Annotated in this window: 23 protein-coding genes; 12 read left to right on the forward strand and 11 right to left on the reverse strand. The window is 64.4% G+C overall.

Annotated elements, in window-relative coordinates:
- Positions 1-6: 6 nt before the first annotated feature.
- From atpD to TQ29_RS03035, 3 genes are all read left to right on the forward strand, one after another.
- On the forward strand, positions 7-1431 hold the full coding sequence (gene atpD, locus TQ29_RS03025; protein WP_054537963.1) for a F0F1 ATP synthase subunit beta: 1425 nt from the start codon (positions 7-9) through the stop codon (positions 1429-1431).
- A gap of 11 nt (positions 1432-1442) precedes the next feature.
- Entirely contained in the window at positions 1443-1862 is a 420-nt protein-coding gene (locus TQ29_RS03030; protein ID WP_037204970.1) for a F0F1 ATP synthase subunit epsilon, read from the forward strand.
- Between the two features lie 112 nt (positions 1863-1974).
- A complete protein-coding gene (locus tag TQ29_RS03035) occupies positions 1975-2325 on the forward strand; it encodes an H-type lectin domain-containing protein (RefSeq protein ID WP_054537964.1) in 351 nt (116 codons plus the stop codon).
- Positions 2326-2332: 7 nt separating this feature from the next.
- Here TQ29_RS03035 and TQ29_RS03040 read toward each other — a convergent pair whose 3' ends face one another.
- Entirely contained in the window at positions 2333-3355 is a 1023-nt protein-coding gene (locus TQ29_RS03040) for a ribose-phosphate pyrophosphokinase (protein ID WP_037204974.1), read from the reverse strand.
- 105 nt (positions 3356-3460) lie between these two features.
- Between TQ29_RS03040 and TQ29_RS03045 the strand changes: the two genes are divergently transcribed.
- Complete coding sequence (locus tag TQ29_RS03045) at positions 3461-4060, forward strand: 2-hydroxychromene-2-carboxylate isomerase (RefSeq protein ID WP_054537965.1); 600 nt, start codon at positions 3461-3463, stop codon at positions 4058-4060.
- A 10-nt stretch (positions 4061-4070) separates the two neighbouring features.
- Here the strand turns inward: TQ29_RS03045 and TQ29_RS03050 are convergent, their stop codons facing one another.
- The 6 genes from TQ29_RS03050 to TQ29_RS03075 form a co-directional block, all read right to left on the reverse strand.
- Positions 4071-5123, reverse strand: a complete 1053-nt coding sequence (locus TQ29_RS03050) for a low specificity L-threonine aldolase (protein ID WP_054537966.1) — start codon at positions 5121-5123, stop codon at positions 4071-4073.
- A 1-nt stretch (position 5124) separates the two neighbouring features.
- Positions 5125-5595, reverse strand: coding sequence for a YcgN family cysteine cluster protein (locus TQ29_RS03055; protein ID WP_037204982.1), 471 nt, complete (start codon positions 5593-5595; stop codon positions 5125-5127).
- A gap of 39 nt (positions 5596-5634) precedes the next feature.
- The gene (locus TQ29_RS03060; RefSeq protein ID WP_054537967.1) at positions 5635-6573 is read right to left on the reverse strand and encodes a bifunctional riboflavin kinase/FAD synthetase; all 939 of its coding nucleotides are present in this window, start codon (positions 6571-6573) and stop codon (positions 5635-5637) included.
- Positions 6574-6605: 32 nt separating this feature from the next.
- On the reverse strand, positions 6606-7049 hold the full coding sequence (locus TQ29_RS03065; protein WP_037204987.1) for a MaoC family dehydratase: 444 nt from the start codon (positions 7047-7049) through the stop codon (positions 6606-6608).
- Positions 7050-7185: 136 nt separating this feature from the next.
- Entirely contained in the window at positions 7186-8055 is an 870-nt protein-coding gene (locus TQ29_RS03070) for a TIGR01459 family HAD-type hydrolase (protein ID WP_054537968.1), read from the reverse strand.
- A 60-nt stretch (positions 8056-8115) separates the two neighbouring features.
- Positions 8116-9036, reverse strand: a complete 921-nt coding sequence (locus TQ29_RS03075) for a manganese-dependent inorganic pyrophosphatase (protein WP_054537969.1) — start codon at positions 9034-9036, stop codon at positions 8116-8118.
- 216 nt (positions 9037-9252) lie between these two features.
- On the opposite strand from TQ29_RS03075, the gene TQ29_RS03080 reads away from it, so the two are divergent.
- From TQ29_RS03080 to TQ29_RS03095, 4 genes are all read left to right on the forward strand, one after another.
- The gene (locus TQ29_RS03080; RefSeq protein ID WP_037204994.1) at positions 9253-9540 is read left to right on the forward strand and encodes a co-chaperone GroES; all 288 of its coding nucleotides are present in this window, start codon (positions 9253-9255) and stop codon (positions 9538-9540) included.
- Positions 9541-9585: 45 nt separating this feature from the next.
- On the forward strand, positions 9586-11235 hold the full coding sequence (gene groL / locus TQ29_RS03085; RefSeq protein WP_054537970.1) for a chaperonin GroEL: 1650 nt from the start codon (positions 9586-9588) through the stop codon (positions 11233-11235).
- 215 nt (positions 11236-11450) lie between these two features.
- On the forward strand, positions 11451-11942 hold the full coding sequence (locus tag TQ29_RS03090; protein WP_157445499.1) for a GNAT family N-acetyltransferase: 492 nt from the start codon (positions 11451-11453) through the stop codon (positions 11940-11942).
- Positions 11943-12048: 106 nt separating this feature from the next.
- On the forward strand, positions 12049-13161 hold the full coding sequence (locus TQ29_RS03095) for a hypothetical protein (protein WP_054537972.1): 1113 nt from the start codon (positions 12049-12051) through the stop codon (positions 13159-13161).
- Here TQ29_RS03095 and TQ29_RS03100 read toward each other — a convergent pair.
- Positions 13151-13603, reverse strand: a complete 453-nt coding sequence (locus tag TQ29_RS03100) for an NUDIX hydrolase (RefSeq protein WP_054537973.1) — start codon at positions 13601-13603, stop codon at positions 13151-13153. The genes TQ29_RS03095 and TQ29_RS03100 overlap by 11 nt on opposite strands.
- A gap of 44 nt (positions 13604-13647) precedes the next feature.
- Between TQ29_RS03100 and TQ29_RS03105 the strand changes: the two genes are divergently transcribed.
- Positions 13648-14517, forward strand: a complete 870-nt coding sequence (locus TQ29_RS03105; protein ID WP_328705642.1) for a DMT family transporter — start codon at positions 13648-13650, stop codon at positions 14515-14517.
- Here TQ29_RS03105 and TQ29_RS03110 read toward each other — a convergent pair.
- From TQ29_RS03110 to TQ29_RS03120, 3 genes are read right to left on the reverse strand one after another with little or no spacing between them, the layout of a single operon-like run.
- Complete coding sequence (locus TQ29_RS03110; protein WP_054537975.1) at positions 14514-15590, reverse strand: 5-(carboxyamino)imidazole ribonucleotide synthase; 1077 nt, start codon at positions 15588-15590, stop codon at positions 14514-14516. The genes TQ29_RS03105 and TQ29_RS03110 overlap by 4 nt on opposite strands.
- Complete coding sequence (purE, locus tag TQ29_RS03115) at positions 15583-16071, reverse strand: 5-(carboxyamino)imidazole ribonucleotide mutase (RefSeq protein ID WP_037205007.1); 489 nt, start codon at positions 16069-16071, stop codon at positions 15583-15585. The genes TQ29_RS03110 and purE overlap by 8 nt, the downstream gene beginning before the upstream one ends.
- 45 nt (positions 16072-16116) lie before the next feature.
- Positions 16117-16338: a YdcH family protein gene (locus TQ29_RS03120; protein WP_037205010.1), complete on the reverse strand. Its 222-nt coding sequence runs from the start codon at positions 16336-16338 to the stop codon at positions 16117-16119.
- 174 nt (positions 16339-16512) lie between these two features.
- On the opposite strand from TQ29_RS03120, the gene TQ29_RS03125 reads away from it, so the two are divergent.
- From TQ29_RS03125 to TQ29_RS03135, 3 genes are read left to right on the forward strand one after another with little or no spacing between them, the layout of a single operon-like run.
- A complete protein-coding gene (locus TQ29_RS03125; RefSeq protein ID WP_037205013.1) occupies positions 16513-16926 on the forward strand; it encodes an Hsp20 family protein in 414 nt (137 codons plus the stop codon).
- 20 nt (positions 16927-16946) lie between these two features.
- A complete protein-coding gene (locus TQ29_RS03130) occupies positions 16947-17174 on the forward strand; it encodes a DUF1150 family protein (protein ID WP_037205017.1) in 228 nt (75 codons plus the stop codon).
- Positions 17174-18061 (forward strand): PhzF family phenazine biosynthesis protein, encoded by an 888-nt coding sequence (locus TQ29_RS03135; protein WP_054537976.1) that lies wholly within the window; start codon positions 17174-17176, stop codon positions 18059-18061. Before TQ29_RS03130 ends, TQ29_RS03135 begins: the two co-directional genes overlap by 1 nt.
- Positions 18062-18063: the final 2 nt, after the last annotated feature.

The raw sequence follows: 18063 nt of genomic DNA on the forward strand, positions 1-18063 counted from the left end.
AACGACATGGCAAACGCAAAAGGCAAAGTGACCCAGGTCATTGGCGCCGTTGTGGACGTGCAGTTCGAAGATCAGCTGCCGGAAATTCTGAACGCGCTGACCACTGACAACAACGGCCGCAAACTGGTTCTGGAAGTTGCGCAGCACCTTGGTGAAAACACCGTTCGCACCATCGCGATGGATGCGACCGAAGGGCTGGTGCGCGGCGCCGCGGTGGAAGACACCGGCGCGCCGATCTCGGTGCCGGTCGGGGATGCAACGCTGGGCCGCATCCTGAACGTGATCGGCGAACCGATCGACGAGAAGGGCCCCGTGGTCGCGTCTGAAACCCGCGCCATCCACCAGCCCGCCCCCGAGTTCTCCGAGCAGGCGACGACCTCGGAAATCCTGGTGACCGGCATCAAGGTCATCGACCTTCTGGCGCCCTATTCCAAAGGCGGCAAGATCGGCCTGTTCGGCGGCGCCGGCGTGGGCAAGACCGTTCTGATCATGGAGCTGATCAACAACATCGCCAAGGTGCACTCCGGCTACTCCGTGTTCGCCGGTGTGGGCGAGCGGACCCGCGAAGGGAACGACCTGTACCACGAGATGATCGAATCCAACGTCATCAAGCCTGACAACCTGTCGGAAAGCCAGGTGGCCCTGGTTTACGGCCAGATGAACGAGCCTCCGGGGGCGCGTGCCCGTGTTGCGCTGACCGGCCTGACCCTGGCCGAGCAGTTCCGCGACCAGTCCGGCACCGACGTTCTGTTCTTCGTCGACAACATCTTCCGTTTCACCCAGGCGGGCTCCGAGGTTTCGGCGCTTCTGGGCCGTATCCCCTCGGCCGTGGGCTATCAGCCGACGCTGGCCACCGACATGGGCGCGATGCAGGAACGCATCACCTCGACCAAGCAGGGCTCGATCACCTCGATCCAGGCCGTGTACGTTCCCGCCGATGACCTTACCGACCCGGCGCCGGCCACCACCTTCGCCCACCTCGACGCGACGACGGTTCTGAGCCGCGCGATCTCCGAGCTTGGTATCTACCCGGCGGTTGACCCGCTCGATTCCTCGTCGCGGATCCTTGATCCGGCGGTTGTCGGGGAAGAGCACTATCAGGTTGCCCGTGACGTTCAGGGTATCCTTCAGCGCTACAAGTCGCTGCAGGACATCATCGCCATTCTCGGCATGGACGAACTGAGCGAAGAGGACAAGCTGACCGTGACCCGCGCCCGGAAAATCCAGCGCTTCCTGTCGCAGCCGTTCGACGTGGCCAAGGTGTTCACCGGCGCCGATGGCAAGCAGGTTCCGCTGGAAGACACGATCACGTCGTTCAAGGCGGTTGTCGCGGGCGAATATGATCACCTGCCCGAGGCTGCCTTCTACATGGTTGGCGGCATCGACGAAGTGATCGCCAAAGCCGAGAAAATGGCGGCTGACGCTGCCTAAAGGGGGCCGTTATGGCTGATACGATGCAATTCGATCTGGTGTCGCCCGAGCGCAGGCTTGCCTCTGTTCAGGCCACCGAGATCCGGATCCCGGGCGCCGAGGGCGACCTGACGGCGATGCCGGACCACGCGCCGCTGATCACCACCCTGCGCCCCGGTGTGCTGGAGGTGATCACGCCCGCAGGCTCCACGACCTATGTCGTGACCGGCGGCTTCGCCGAGGTGACGGGCGAGGGCACGACGGTTCTGGCCGAACGCGCCCATCCGGTCGAGGAAGTGACCCAGGCGATGGTGGACGAGATGATCGCGGAAGCGCATGAGGCACACAAGGCCGCGCATCCCGACGTCGCCGACGTGACCGCCAAGCTGCTGTCCGACATGGTTGCCATGAGCGGCCATATCGGGCTGGACGCGAACGTTCCGAACTTCTGATCCTGGCGCAACGCGCTTTTCAATGGCCCCGCATGTCGGGGCCATTGCCATTTTTATATCGAATTCCTGCCGGTTTCCCGCGATAACGTCAGTTATCGGAACAGGATCGCCAATGCTCAGACTGGACAATCGAAATATCGGGGTCGATCAGGGCTCTATGATCCTGTTTTCCGATTTCGAACATGACGGCGTGATGTGGACAGGCACCGGGCCGCGGGCCACCACCGTCAAGGTTCGGTTTTCAAAGCCCTTCCGCGCGCCGCCGGTGGTGACCGTCGGCATGTCGATGTGGGACATGGATCAGAAGACGAACGCGCGGGCGGATATCTCGACCGGAGAGATCACCCGCGAGGGGTTCGAGATCGTGTTCAAGACATGGGGCGACACCCGTGTTGCGCGGGTGCGGGCAGACTGGCTCGCGATCGGCGAGCTGCCCCATGAGGATGACTGGGAGGTGTACTGAGCCGCGCTCAGAGGCCGACCGAATACATGCCTTCGTAGATCGGTGCCAGCGTCCCGTGTTCGAACAGGGACGAGACCGAGGTGCCGTGCCAGATGTTCATGATCGCCTGCGCGAACATCGGCGCGGTGGGCACGATGCGGATGTTCTTGGTGGCGAGAACCGCATCGGTGGGCTGGATCGAATCCGTGATGACGAGGTTCTTCATCTTGGAGTTCCTGATCCGCTCGACAGCCGGGCCCGACAGCACGCCATGGGTGATATAGGAGTGGACCTCTTTCGCGCCCTTCTCGATCAGAACCTCGGCGGCCTTGCACAGGGTGCCGGCGGTGTCGCAGATGTCATCGACGATGATGCAGGTCTTGCCCGTCACATCGCCGATCACGGTCATCTCCGCAACCTCGCCGGGCTTTTCCCGGCGCTTGTCGACGATCGACAGGGGCGCGTTGATGCGCTGCGCCAGTTCGCGGGCGCGGGCCACGCCGCCGACATCGGGCGAGACGATCATCAGATCACCCATGCGGCCCTTGAAATGGTGCTGGATGTCCAGCGCGAAGACGGGCGAGGCGTAGAGGTTATCCACGGGAATGTCGAAGAACCCCTGAATCTGCGCGGCGTGCAGATCCATGGTCAGAATGCGCTCGATCCCCGCTTCGGTCAGCAGGTTCGCCACCAGCTTGGCCGAGATCGGCGTACGGGCCTTTGTGCGGCGGTCCTGGCGGGCATAGCCGAAATAGGGGATCACGGCGGTGATACGGGCCGCCGACGACCGGCGCAGCGCGTCCGAGATGATCAGCAGCTCCATCAGGTTGTCATTGGCCGGGTTCGATGTGGGCTGGATGATGAACATGTCCTCGCCCCGGACGTTTTCATAAACCTCGACGAAGATTTCCTGATCATTGAAGCGTTCGACGCGGGCGTCGACCAGCCCGACGTTCACGCCGCGATGCATCGACATGCGGCGGGCTATGGCGGCGGCCAACGGGCGGTTGGCGTTGCCGGAAATCAGTTTCGGTTCGGTGACAGAGGGCATGGCAGGGTCCTTGGGCGCAGCGTCCTGATGACAGAATCGTGACGTTGACACCGCTTACCACCCGGATACGGTCTTGCAAACCGGATGCGGCAGGGAGGGCGCAGAATGGCTGACATTGATTACTTCTTTTCCACACTATCCCCGTTCACCTATCTGGCCGGCGCGCGGCTGGAGGAGATCGCGGGGCGGCACGGGGCCGGCATCAGCTATCGTCCGCTGGATATCATGGCACTGTTCGCGCGCACCGGGGGCACGGCGCCGGCGCAACGCCACGAAAGCCGCCAGAGCTACCGGCTGGAAGAACTGGCCCGGCTGAGCGCGAAGAACGGTCTGCCGCTCCATCTGCGGCCCGCGCATTTTCCGACCAACGCGGCACCCTCCTCTTATGCGATCATCGCGGCGCGGATGGCGGGCGGTGGCGATCTGGGCGGGCTGGTGCAAAGTGTTCTGCGGGCCTGCTGGGCCGAGGAAAAAGACATCGCAGAGGATGCGGTGGTGCGCGCCTGTCTGGAAGGGGCGGGGTTCGACCCGGCGCTGGCCGACAGGGGCCTGTTGCAGGGCGCGGAAACCTATGCCGCCAATCTGGAAGAGGCGGTCAAGCGCGGCGTGTTCGGGTCGCCCTTCTACGTCACCGGCGACGGGGCGCGGTTCTGGGGGCAGGACCGGCTGGAGGATCTGGACCGGCATCTGGCCGCCTTGGGCTAGGCGCCGGGGGCTATTGCCCGATCACATCCAGAAAGGCGTCTACATCCGCGTCGGTGGTGCACCACGAGCACACCAGCCGGGCCGAGAGCGGCGTGTCATCCGGCCCGTCGAGCGACTGGTTCCCCGGCCACAGGTAATATGCGGCCCCCGCGTCATGCGCCCGGCGATGGACGGCGCGCGGCCAGGCTGCGAAAACCGCGTTGGCCTGCGCCGGGTGGACAAGTGATGCCACATCCAGCGAAAGAATGCCCCGCGACAGGCGCGCGGCGGCGGCATTGGCGCGTGTGGCCAGCTTGAGCCACAGGTCGTCCTCCAGATAAGCCAGCATCTGCGCCGACAGGTAGCGATGCTTGGAAAACAGATGTGCGCCGCGTTTGCGCCGCAGCTCGAATTCCCAGGCGCGGGCCGGATCGAACAGCACCACGGCCTCGACCCCCATCAGCCCGTTCTTGGTGCCGCCGAAGGACAGCACATCGACACCCGCCTTCCACGTCATTTCGGCGGGGGTACAGCCGGCGGTGATCAGAGCATTGGCAAAGCGCGCGCCATCCATATGCACCGGCACGTCATGCGCCTTGGCGATATCGCAGATCGCGCGCACCTCGGCCGGGGTATAGACCGTGCCGTTCTCGGTGGCGTTGGTCAGAGACACGGCGCCTTTCTGCACGTTGTGAACACCGGCGCGCGCGGCAAAGCCGATGGCCTGTTGCAGCGCCTCGGGCGACATCTTGGCATGGTCGCCGTCGATCAGCGTCAGCTTGGCGCCGCCGCTGAAGAACTCGGGCGCGGCGCATTCGTCTTCTTCGATATGGGCGTTGCGATGGCAGAACACCGTGGCCCAGGGCGGGCACAGGCAGGCCAGCGACAGCGCATTGGCGGCGGTGCCCGTGGCCACAAGGTAGACGGCGGCTTCGGGCGCCTCGAATATCTCGCGGATGCGGTCGCGGACGAGGCTCATCTCGGGGTCGTTGCCATAGGGCATGGAATAGCCGTGATTGGCTTTCAACAGCGCGTCCATCACCTGTGGCGGCACGGGCGAGGCGTTGTCAGAGGTGAAATGCATCCTACAGGTCCTCTTCGATTACGTAATCTTCCCAGTCTTCCACCGGCACGTCGAACTCGGGCACCGTCCATCCCCGGACGGAAACACCGGCGCGGTGCACGCTGTCCGGATCGCCCGAGATCAGCGGGTGCCAGTCGTAAAGCGGCTTGCCCTCGTAGATCAGGCGATAGGCGCAGGTGGACGGCATCCAGTAGGCGACCTTGGCGATGTTGCCGGGTTTCAGCACCACGCATTCGGGCACGATGGTCTTGCGCACCTCGTAATGCGCGCAGCGGCAGGTTTCGTCATCCAGAAGGCGGCAGGCGATGCGGGTGAACACCACCTCGCCGGTATCGGCATCCTCCAGCTTGTTCAGGCAGCATTTGCCGCAGCCGTCGCACAGCGCCTCCCACTCTTTCGGAGCGAGGTTCTTCAACGGGACACGTTCCCAGAACTCCGGGCGCAGGCCGTCGCGGTTGATCGGGTCTTTCATCAGGCGGAGCCTAGCGTTTGGAGGCGGAAAGGAAAGGGGTCAGGTGCCAGCCAGAACGGCGCGGGCCTTTTCGCAGTCCACGGCCATCTGCGCGATCAGCGCGTCGAGGCTGTCGAACTTCGCTTCGGGCCGCAGATACTCGACCAGCGCGACGGAAAGGTGCGTTCCGTACAGTTGGCCGCTGAAATCGAACAAAAAGCTTTCGCAGTTCGGAATGTTTTCGCCGAATGTCGGGCGAACCCCGATCGAAGCGGCGCCGTCATAGGTGCCGGCATGGGGGCCGGATAGCACATCCACCTTCACCGCATAGATGCCGAAGCGCGGCGGGTGCAGCCCCGAGATTGCCATGTTGGCGGTTGGAAAGCCAAGGTCGCGCCCGCGCTTGTCGCCGTGCAGAACCTCGCCCTCGATCCGGTGCCAGTGGCCCAGCATCGCGGCCGCGTCGCGGGGCCTGCCGTCGCTCAGCGCGGTGCGGATGGCGCTGGAAGAGACAGCGCCCGTCTGCCATTCCAGAATCTGCGCAAGCGTCACGCCGAACCCCATTTCGGCACCCATCCGCACCAGATCCTGCGCGGTGCCCTCGCGGCCGCGGCCGAACCGGAAATCCTGGCCCACCACCACATGCGACAGGCCGAGGCCATCGGCGATCACCTCGCGCGCGAATGCCTCGGCGGTGAGGGCGGCCAGCGCGGCGTCGAAGGGCAGTTGGTAAAGGTGATCCACGCCCAGCTTGGCCAGCCGGTTGGATTTGGACTCGGCATTCATCAGGCGGAAGGGCGGGGCGTCGGGGGCGAAATACTCCCTCGGGTGCGGCTCGAAGGTCAGGATGCCCAGCGGCGCCCCGGTCTGCGCGGCCTGCCGGCGAGCGATGTCGATGACGGCCTGGTGGCCCAGATGCACCCCGTCGAAATTGCCGATCGCGGCAGATGCGCCGCGATCTTCGGGGGGCAGGCTGGTCCAGTGGGTGAAGGTCTTCATCGGTCCCCGGTCACGCCGGAGAGCCGGCGCCGTCAGTCAAATTTGCGGCTTGGCGCCAAGACCAGCGCTTCGCCCTTCAGAACGATCGTATCGCCCACCGCGCAGTGACAATCAAGGGTCACGCGACGCTTGCCGTGATCGATCTTGCTGACCTCCACCTCGGCATAGACCACGTCGCCGGGCCGGACCGGGGCCATGAACTTCAACGACTGGCCGAGATAGACAGTGCCATGGCCGGGAAGCTGTTCGCCGATCACCGCGGAAATCAGGCTGGCGGTCAGCATGCCGTGGGCGATCCGGCCGTGGAACATGGTGTTTTCGGCATAGTCATCGTCAAGGTGGACCGGGTTGTGATCGGTCGATACCTCGGCGAACAGTTCGATGTCGCGGTCGGTGATCTCTTTGCGCAAATAGCGGCGCATGCCGATCTCCAGGTCTTCGATGCAAATTGTTCCGCGCGGCATGTTGTCCAACATCTCATCACTCCCGAGGCAGGGTTATGTTGCGATGCAGCATAGCGAAGGACCGCGCGCGGCTCAATCCGAAAGGTAATTTTCGGCCGCTCGTGGCTAATTTGACGCAATTTTATTGCTTCGCCAATTCCGGGTGCAGCTATCTGAGGAAGCCGATGGCAAAGGGCGGCGCAATTTTCACCTTGTCCAACAGGGTGTTAAGGGCATCCGGGTCGGGCTGGCGTTTGGTTCGGGTTTCCTGCGCGGCCAGGCCGCCGGTGATGAACAGGCTGTCGAGGTTTTCGCCCATCGCGCCGCGAATGTCGGTTTCCATGCCGTCACCGATGCACAGGATGCGCTCGTCGGCGATCTCGGCGATCTGTGCCAGCCGCCGCCGGGCAAGATCGTAGATCGGCGGATGCGGCTTGCCGAAATACAGGCTCTCTCCGCCCATTTCGGTATAGAGCGCGGCAACGGCGCCGGCGCACCATTCGCGCACTTCGCCCCGGTCGACCACGATGTCGGGATTGGCGCAGAGCAGTTTCAGCCCCTTCTGCTTGGCATAGAGCAATTGCGGCCGCAGGTCGGACGGGTCGGCATGCGGATCGAACGGGCCGGTGCAGACGATGCCCTCGGCCGCGTCCAGCGGCACTTTTTCGATCTCGACCGGGTTTTCGATGATGTGCAGCGGGTCGAAGAAGCTCTGATCATGGGCTTCGCCGATATAGAACACCCTGGAGCCGACGGTGCCGCGATACATCGCTGCCCGCGCGCTGTCGCCCGAGGTGGCGATCGTATCCCAGCAGTCGTCGGGCACGCCGATCTTGGTCAGCTGCGCGGCCACGCTTTTGCGGTGGCGCGGCGCGTTGGTGACAAGCACGACGATGCCGCCGGACTCGCGATAGTGGCGCAGGGCGGCGACCGCCTCGAGAAACGGTTCGCGGCCGTTGTGCACACAGCCCCAGAGATCAACGAACATGGCGTCGTATCCGCTGGAGATTTCGCTGAGGCTTTCGATGATCCGGGTCATGATCGGGCTTTCAAAAGGAAAAGGGGCGCTGGCCGCGCCCCTTTGCAAGATGAGTTGAGTTCAGACCTTCAGGCTCGGGATGATCTGCTTTTTCCGGCTGACAACGCCGGGCAGGATCACGGTGTCACCGGACACCGACACGCCGAAGCTTTTCTCGGCCACGTTCTTCACGAGTTCGTTGGGGACGAGCAGGGTGGATTGTTCGTTCAGGATGTCGACGACGAACAGCAGAACCTGATCGACGCCATCCTCGGCGGCGACGGTGGCCATGCTTTCGATCAGGCTGGCCTTGCGGTCGAGCACCGTGGCGGGGGAGGTGGTTTCCAGAACGCTGACGCGGAACTTGGTGCCGTCGACCTCATATTCCTTGCTGTCCATCCGCAGCAGTTCCGCATCGGAAAAGGCGGAGACGTCGGATTTCGCGGCGAAGAGTTCAGCGGCGTAATCGGGGATGGAGATGCCCAGCTCATCGGCCAGCTTTTCGGCCACGGCCTTGTCATGCGGGGTCGTTGTGGGCGAGCGGAATTCCAGCGTATCGCTGAGGATGCAGCTCAGCATGGCACATTTGATGTTCTCGGGCATCTGCGCGGCGTCTGCGCCCATCAGGTCATGCATGATGGTGGCGGTGCAGGCGAGCGGGCGGATGGTGATGTCGATCGGGGCCTTGGTCTTCAGGCCGCCCTGCAGCATGTGATGGTCGATCACCTGGATCACGTTGGCCTCGTTGATCGAGGCCGGAAGCTCGGCGATATTGTTGGTGTCCACGATGACGACATCATCATCGGCGCTGACGTCGGCGATGATTTCCGGCTTTTCGAAGCCCCAGCGCTCGAGCATGAAGGCGGCCTCGGTGTTGGGCTCTCCCAGCAGCTTGGCTTCGGCGGGGGTGCCTTGGACTTCGGTCAGATACCACGCCCAGATCAGCGGGGAGCCGGTGGAATCCGTGTCGGGAGCCTTGTGGCCGAGAACTTTGATGGTCATGTGAGCAATCCGGTTGGTCCTGTGTCAATCGGCGCCGTTATAGGCGCGGGCGGGGGCCTTGTCACGGGGGCGAAATGAAACGGTTTTATGGCCCCCGGGATTTCGCGGTGATGGCTGTTGACTCGTGTCGGCGGGTTCCTTAAATCCAAGGCGTTAGCACTCGAAGGAGGTGAGTGCTAACATCCAGGAAACACTTGAACCAAGGAGCGTTCAGAGATGGCATTCACTCCGTTGCATGACCGTGTGCTCGTCCGCCGTGTAGAAGGCGACGAAAAGACCAAGGGCGGTCTGATCATCCCCGACAGCGCGAAAGAGAAACCTGCGGAAGGCGAAGTTGTCGCCGTGGGCGCAGGCGTCAAGGACGAGGATGGCGACCGCATCGCCATGGACGTCAAGGCTGGCGACAAGATCCTGTTCGGCAAATGGTCCGGCACTGAAATCACGCTCGACGGCGAAGAGCTGTTGATCATGAAGGAAAGCGACATCCTCGGCATTATCGCCTGAGCCGTCGTTTTAAACTGAAATTCAGACAACCAGGAGCAAGCAAAAATGGCTGCTAAGGACGTCAAATTCGATACCGATGCCCGCAATCGCATGCTGAAGGGTGTTAACATCCTCGCCGATGCGGTCAAAGTCACCCTGGGCCCCAAGGGCCGCAACGTGGTGATCGACAAATCCTTCGGCGCACCGCGCATCACCAAAGACGGTGTGACGGTCGCCAAGGAAATCGAACTGGAAGACAAGTTCGAGAACATGGGCGCCCAGATGGTGAAAGAGGTTGCCTCTCGCACCAATGACGAGGCGGGCGACGGCACCACCACCGCCACCGTTCTGGCCCAGGCCATCGTCAAGGAAGGCATGAAATCGGTTGCCGCCGGCATGAACCCGATGGATCTGAAGCGCGGCATCGATCTGGCCACGGCCAAGGTTGTGGAAGCGATCAAGGCCGCTGCCCGCCCGGTGAACGATTCCGCCGAGGTTGCGCAGGTTGGTACGATCTCTGCCAACGGCGAAGCTGAAATCGGTCGGCAGATCGCCGACGCGATGCAGAAGGTCGGCAACGAGGGTGTGATCACAGTCGAGGAAAACAAGGGTCTGGAAACCGAGACGACTGTTGTCGAAGGCATGCAGTTCGACCGCGGTTACCTGTCGCCCTATTTCGTGACCAACCCGGACAAGATGATTGCGGATCTCGAAGACTGCATGATCCTGCTGCACGAAAAGAAACTTTCGTCGCTGCAGCCGATGGTTCCGCTGCTGGAATCGGTGATCCAGTCGCAAAAGCCGCTGCTGATCATTGCCGAAGACGTGGAAGGCGAAGCGCTGGCCACCCTCGTGGTCAACAAGCTGCGTGGCGGTCTGAAGATTGCTGCCGTCAAGGCGCCGGGCTTCGGCGATCGCCGCAAGGCCATGCTGCAGGACATCGCGATCCTGACCGGCGGTCAGGTGATCAGCGAAGATCTGGGCATGAAGCTTGAGTCCGTGACCATGGACATGCTGGGTTCGGCCAAGAAGATCACCATCACCAAGGACGAAACCACCATCGTGGACGGCCATGGCGAGAAGGCGGAGATCGAGGCGCGCGTTGCCCAGATCCGCACCCAGATCGAGGAAACCACCAGCGACTACGACCGCGAAAAGCTGCAGGAACGCGTGGCCAAGCTGGCCGGCGGTGTTGCCGTGATCCGCGTCGGTGGCATGACCGAAGTGGAAGTGAAAGAGCGCAAGGACCGTGTCGATGACGCGCTGAACGCAACCCGCGCCGCGGTGCAGGAAGGCGTGATCGTGGGCGGCGGTGTTGCTCTGGTTCAGGCTGGCAAGTCGCTCGACGGCCTGACCGGCGAGAACTCCGATCAGAACGCCGGTATCGCCATCGTGCGCAAGGCGCTCGAAGCGCCGCTGCGCCAGATCGCTGAAAACGCCGGTGTTGACGGTGCGGTCGTGGCCGGCAAGGTCCGCGAAAGCGCCGATCTGACCTTCGGCTTCAACGCGCAGACCGAAGAATATGGCGACATGTTCAAGTTCGGCGTGATCGACCCGGCCAAGGTGACCCGGACCGCGCTGGAAGATGCGGCTTCGATCGCCGGTCTGCTGATCACCACCGAAGCGATGGTTGCCGACAAGCCCGAGAAAGCCGGCGCAGCCGGTGGCGGCATGCCCGACATGGGCGGCATGGGCGGCATGGGCGGCATGATGTAATCCTGCCCGCCAGCAGTTCGGGAAAGGGGGCCTTTGCGGGCCCCCTTTTCATTTTGGCGCCATTTCGCCTAAAGTTTCGGCAACCGCTCGTTCCCCGTGCGTTTTGTGTTTGTTTCCGCGGCGGCACGGCGCCTTGCGCACAAGATTCTCTGTTCCGCGAAGGAATGTTGGGCGTAGGGGTGGAGCATTGAGTTGCAGATATAGACGGTGGGAAATTGACGGATTTCAAGGTTCGGCCAGCCGAGGAGAAGGACAGGCTTGGCGTGTCCATCCTGCTGGATACCGCCTTTGGCGGGCCGTCGGAGGCGCGGCTGGTGGCCGATCTGCGCGCTTCCGGCGCGATGGCGCTGGAGCTGATCGCCGAGCATGATGGCAGTTGCTTTGGCTATGTTGCCTTCTCTCATATGCGCTCGCCCGAAGGGCTTTGGGCACTGTCGCCCGTCGCGGTTCAGCAGGCGCGGCAGGGGCAGGGCATTGGCGGCGAGTTGATCCGGCAGGGGCTCGATCTGGCGCGCCGGGCCGGGGCGACGGCGGTGATCGTCGTGGGGGATTCCCAATATTACCGGCGTTTCGGGTTTTCGCTGAAAGCGGCGGAAAACCTTTCGACACCCTTCGCACGGGAAGCAACGATGCTTTATCCGATCGTGCCCGGCTCTGGCGGAATGCGCGGAGCGCTGAAATACCCCGAGGCGTTCTTTCCCGAGTAGCCGGCCTCTGGCCATGGCTTTGATCCGGCGCGCATTGATCTTTCGCAAGGCGGGTGGCCGGGCAATCGCTACCATCCAGGGCGAATCGTAGCGAGAGGATCACGCGATGCGGCAATTCCTGATGGCCTTTGGCCTTGTTGTGCTGGGCACATCGGCGCTGGCCGAAGAGGCGGCCCTGGTGAATGTGAGCGGGGATGTCTTCATGGCGGGTTCTTCCGTGCAGAGCGAAAGCGGCGCGGATGATCTGTTTCTCGTGGGACAAACGGTGCGCGCGGCCGGGGAGGCCACGGGATCGGCGCATCTGGCGGGCCGGCGGGTGGATCTGAGCGGCGCGGTGGGTGGCGATCTGTACGCGCTGGGGATGGATGTAACGGTGACCGGCGACGTGGCGGGCGATGCCACCCTGTCGGGCTACGACATTTCCGTCGGCCGTGTCGGTGGCGATCTGCGCGCCACGGGGTCGCAGGTGACGGTTGGCGGGCCAGTGGGCGGATACGCGTTTCTGGCCGCAGAGGAGCTTCGGGTCGACGGGGTGATCGAAGGCGACGTGCATCTTTCGGCGCGGCAGCTGGAATTCGGCCCCGACGCAAGGATCGGTGGGCAGCTGGTGCTGTATGAAGAGACGCCGGGCAAGCTCGAGGTGCCGGCATCCGTCATCGCCGGGGAGCGGATCGAACGGCGGGATATCGAAAGCCGCGATCGCCACATGCGCCCGTTCGGCTGGGCCGGATATATCGGCAGCTTCCTGTCGGCGGTGATCGTGATCGCGGCGCTCGCGGCGCTGATCGCCGCGCTGGTGCCCCAGCAACTGGCCGCGATGCGCCGGCGCATTCTGGATGCCCCGTTCCGCACGCTGTGGCTGGGCTTTCTGACGCAATCGGCGGTCATCGGCTCTGCGGTGCTGTTCGCCATGACGCTGGTCGGTGTTTTCCTGAGCCCGGCCGCGCTGTTGGTGGCGGCGATCGGCGGGTTCGCGGGCTATGTTGTCGGGATCTATGCGTTCGGCGTGGGGCTGCTTCTTGCCTGGGGCAGGGACGAGCCCGCGTCGATCGGCCAGCGGGCGCTGGCAGCCGGCTTCGGCGCGCTGGTGGCGGGGGTGATCGGGCTGATCCCGGTGCTGGGCTGGATTTTCCTTCTGGCCGTTTCCCTGGCGGGCGTGGGCGCCATCACGACATGGATCTTCCGGCCGCAGTTCTTCGGCGCGCTGCCTAGCGAATGATCGGCTCCAGCGGGTCATAGGACACGGCGCCGGGGGCCTGAAAGGCGATCTCGGGCAGGGTGTCGGGTTTGAGCCGGATGGCCGACAGTTCGGCGCGGGTGAAAAAGCGCCGCCGGGTCACGATGCCCTCGGGATCCTGCCACGCGTCGGTCAGGGCGCCGGCGGTGATCGTGCAGCGGAAATAGACATCGACCTGATGGAATGTGCTTGCGGGATCGTGGAATTCGTTGACCAGACAGGGCGCGCCCACGGCGATGCGCAGCCCGGTTTCCTCATATACCTCGCGCATCAGGTTGTCGGGCAGGGACTGGCCGCGCTCGGCTCCGCCACCGGGGGCGCACCACAGATCGCTCTGCCCCTCTGGCCAGGCGTTGACCAGAAGCAGACGGTTTTCATGAAGGATAACGGCGCGAACCGCGAGCCGGGGAGAGGTGTGGGCCATGGCGGCAGCCTGCACAATGACGTCATCCGGGGCAAGCCGGGCTTTTGGCCGGTCGGCGATCTCTCTATCCTGCGGCGATGCGCCTGTTCCTGCTTTGCACCCTGACGATGATCGCCTTTGCCGCCAATTCGGTTCTGAACCGGCTGGCGCTGGCCGACGGCGCGATGGGGCCGTCCGGCTTTGCCGCGATCCGGCTGGTCTCGGGGGCGGCGGTACTGGTCGGGCTGAGCGCGCTGACACGGGGCGGGGTCGGGTGGCGCGGGCGGGGCCGCCTGGCCGGAACGCTGTCTCTGGCGCTGTATGTGATCGGGTTTTCCTTTGCCTATGTCAGCCTGCCGTCGGGAGTGGGGGCGCTGGTGCTGTTCGGCGGGGTGCAGGTGACGATGTTCGCGGGCGCGCTGATGATGGGCGAGGCGGTGCCGGCCCGCCGCTGGCTGGGCGCGGCCATGGGGTTTGCCGGGCTTTTGTATTTGCTGTGGCCGGGGGGTGGCACCGCCCCGGCGCTGGCCGGGTGTGTGCTGATGGGGGCGGCGGCGCTGGGGTGGGGCACCTATTCGCTGCTGGGCCGGGCGGCGGGGGATCCGCTGCAATCGACGGCGGCCAATTTCGCGCTGGCCGCGCCGCTGGGGCTGGTCGCATTCGCGGTTCTGCCCGATGGCGTGACCACGCGTGGGGTGGCGCTTGCGGCGGTTTCCGGCGGGCTGACATCGGGGTTGGGCTATGCGCTTTGGTACACCATCCTGCCCCGGCTTGGCGCCGCGCGGGCGGCGGTGGCGCAGTTGACCGTGCCGGTGATCGCGCTGGCCGGGGGCATGGCGTTTCTGGACGAGGCGCTGACCCCGCGCTTCGTGATCGCCGCCCTGCTGGTGCTGGGCGGCGTCGCGATATCGCTGACGGGCGGGCGGCAGGCCTAGGTTGCGGGGCCGAGGCGGCGATTGACATGACCCATCTTGCGGCCCGGCTTTGCCTCGGCCTTGCCGTAGAGGTGGATCGCCACATCGCTGTCCTTGGCCAGCGCGGGCACCTGCGCCACGTCATCGCCGATCAGGTTGAGCATTTCGATATCCGAATGGCGGCGCCCGTCGCCAAGGGGCCAGCCGGCGACGGCGCGGATATGCTGTTCGAACTGGTCGATCAGGCAGCCATCCTGGGTCCAGTGGCCCGAGTTGTGCACGCGCGGAGCGATCTCGTTCACGATCAGCCCGCCGGGGGTCACGAACAGCTCCACCCCCATCACCCCGACATAGTTCAGCGTGTTCAGCACCTTGGCGGCCAGCAGCACGGCATCGGTGCGCTGGGAGGCCGAAAGCTGCGCCGGAATCGTGGTGGTGTGCAGGATGCCGTCTCGGTGGACGTTCTGGCCGGGATCGAAACAGGCGGTTTCGCCATCCAGCCCGCGCGCGGCGATGACAGACACCTCGTGCGAGAACTCGACGAAGCCTTCCAGAACGGCGGGCGCACCGGCCAGCGCGGCAAGCGCGGCTTCGGCATCGGCGGGCGCCATGATGCGGGCCTGGCCCTTGCCGTCATAGCCGAAGCGCCGGGTTTTCAGGATGGCGGGGGTGCCGATCTCGTCAATCGCCTCGGCCAGGTCGATCTCGTCATCGACCGCCGCGAAGGCGGCGGTTTGCAGCCCGATGCCGCGCAGAAAGGCCTTTTCCGCCAGCCTGTCCTGCGACACGCGCAGCGCCTTGCGGCCGGGGCGGATGGGTTTCAGCGTTTCGAGGAAATCCAGAGCCGAGGCCGGAATGTTCTCGAACTCGTAGGTGATGACGTCGACGCTACCGGCGAAAGCGCGCAGCGCGGCCTCATCCTCATAGCTGGCGGTGGTCAACCGGTGCGCTACATGGCCCGCCGGCGGCTCTGCGCCCGGTTCGTAGATGTGGCAGGTGAACCCGAGGCGCGAGGCCGCGACAGAGAGCATCCGGCCGAGCTGTCCGCCGCCCAGAATGCCGATCACCGCGCCGGGAAGAAGCATCTCAGTCATCCGAAGGCTCATCCGGGATCGAGGCCGACAGCGCGGCGCGCCAGTCATCCAGCCGCTTGGCCAGCGCGGGGTCGGTCAGCGCCATGATGCCGGCCGCCAGCAGCCCGGCATTGGCGGCGCCGGCCGAACCGATGGCCATGGTCGCCACCGGAAAACCCTTGGGCATCTGCACGATCGAATAGAGGCTGTCGACCCCGGAGAGCGCCTTTGTCTGCACCGGCACGCCGATCACCGGCACGCGGGTCTTGCTGGCCATCATGCCCGGCAGATGCGCCGCCCCGCCGGCGCCGGCGATGATCACCTGCAGGCCGCGTTCCACCGCCGTGCGGCCGTATTCCCACAGCCGGTCGGGCGTGCGATGCGCCGACACGATCCGGGCCTCGTAAGCCACGCCAAGTTCATCCAGAATTTCCGTGGCAAGCTTCATGGTCGGCCAGTCGGACTGGCTGCCCATGATGATGCCCACTTTCACGTTGCTCATTGTGCCCTCTTATTTCGGAAGCGGCACTATAGCGGGATCAAAGGGTTACGCAATAATGTCGGGGGTCAGCTGATCCTCGAGCGCGGCGATCCGGTCTTTCAGGGTGAGTTTCTGCTTTTTCAGCCGCCGGATGGTGAACTGGTCGGCCACGCCGCCCTTGTCCTCCAGCGCGCGGATGGCATCGTCCAGGTCGCGATGTTCGCGCCGAAGCACCTCCAGCTTCACGCGCAGCACCTCTTCGCTTTTCATTTCGCTGGCAATATTCATGCTTTTCCACTGTTCGTGAGTCGGCGCTTTCCCGGTTCGGGGAACATAGCGTTTTTCGCCTCTTGCGGGAAGGGTGCCCTTGCATGGCGGCCCCGGCCCGCCCATATCTTGTGCAGGTCGCCGAGAACGGGGCCGCACGGATCATCAGGTCGCTTCATCAAGGACTTGCACAAAATGACAAAACTTACCTTGGGATCGCACCCCTACCTTCTGGGCTTCGAACAGCTCGAGCGCTTGCTGGAGCGGAACGCGAAATCCGGAAACGAAGGCTACCCGCCCTTCAATATCGAGCAGACCAGCGATCACAGTTACCGCATCACCCTTGCCGTGGCCGGGTTCGGCGACGAAGAGCTTTCGATCACCGTGGAGGATCGGCAGCTTCTGATCCGCGGCCGCCAACGGGACGAGGACGAGGGCCGGGTGTTTCTGCACCGTGGCATCGCCGCGCGTCAGTTTCAGCGGTCCTTCGTGCTGGCCGACGGGGTCGAGGTGGCGGGCGCGGCCCTGGAAAACGGGTTGCTGCATGTCGATCTGGAACGGGCCGAGCCCGAGAAGATGGTGCAGACCATCCGGATCAACCGAACTTAACGCTCAGGAAGGGGAACCCAATGGATACCAAATACGATTTTCTGCCGAAAGACGCGAACAACATCGTCTATGTGCGCCCCGTTGCCGTGGCCGACCTGCCCGAGGAGGTGCGCGACCAGATGGTCGGGGTTGAACGGCTCTATGCTGTGCATGACACCAAGGGCGAACGTCTGGCGCTGGTGAAAGACCGCAAGCTGGCCTTTGCGCTGGCGCGCCAGCACGATCTTGCGCCGGTCAACGCGCACTGATGCCGGCCGCCGTTGCCTTCGACTGGGTTGACGCCTTTACCGATCAGCCTTTCGGTGGCAACGGCTGTGCCGTGTTTCACGACGCGGCCGCGCTTGACCCCGAGACCTGCGCCGCCATCGTGCGTGAAACCAGCCTGACGGAATGCACCTTTCTGGGGCGCTCCGACGCGGCCGATGTGCGGGTGCGCTATTTTCTGGCCAGCCGCGAAATCCCGTTTGCCGGGCATCCCACCATTGCCACCGTCGCCTCGCTGATCGAGCGGGGCATGGTGACGGGGGAGCGCCTGACGCTGGAGACGCTGGCCGGCGTCATTCCCATCGAGATCGAGTACGGACGCGGCGCGCCGCGCATCGCGATGATGCAGAACGCGCCGGAGTTCGGCGCGCCTGTCCGGGCCGCGCTGGTGGCCGATGCGGTGGGTCTGAAGCCGGCGGATATCATCTTTCCGCCGCAGGTCGTATCGACCGGCCTGCCGTTTTGCGTCACCGTCGTCAGCGGCCATGAGGCGCTGCGCCGCGCCACGCTGAACCCGCGCGGGCTGAAGCATTTTCAGGATATCGTCGGCGGCGCGGATGCGGATGTGATGGAACCGTTCCTTGTGACGCTGGAAGGCGCGACGCCCGCGGGGCAGACGTTTTCACGCCTGCTGCTGGCGCCGCCCGCCCCGGTCGAAGACCCGTTTACCGGATCGGCCACGGGCTGCATGGCGGCCTATCTGTGGCATAACGATCTGATCGACACACCGCGCTTCACGGCCGAGCAGGGCCACTGGATGAACCGCCCCGGCCAGGCCGAGGTTTCGGTTCTGGGCCCGCGCGAGGCGATCACCGGCGTGCGCGTCGGCGGGCAGGGCCGGGTGCTGATGCGTGGGGAAATCCTGCTGTGACA

Source organism: Actibacterium sp. EMB200-NS6 (genome assembly GCF_001305615.1).
GTDB classification, from domain to species: domain Bacteria; phylum Pseudomonadota; class Alphaproteobacteria; order Rhodobacterales; family Rhodobacteraceae; genus Actibacterium_A; species Actibacterium_A naphthalenivorans.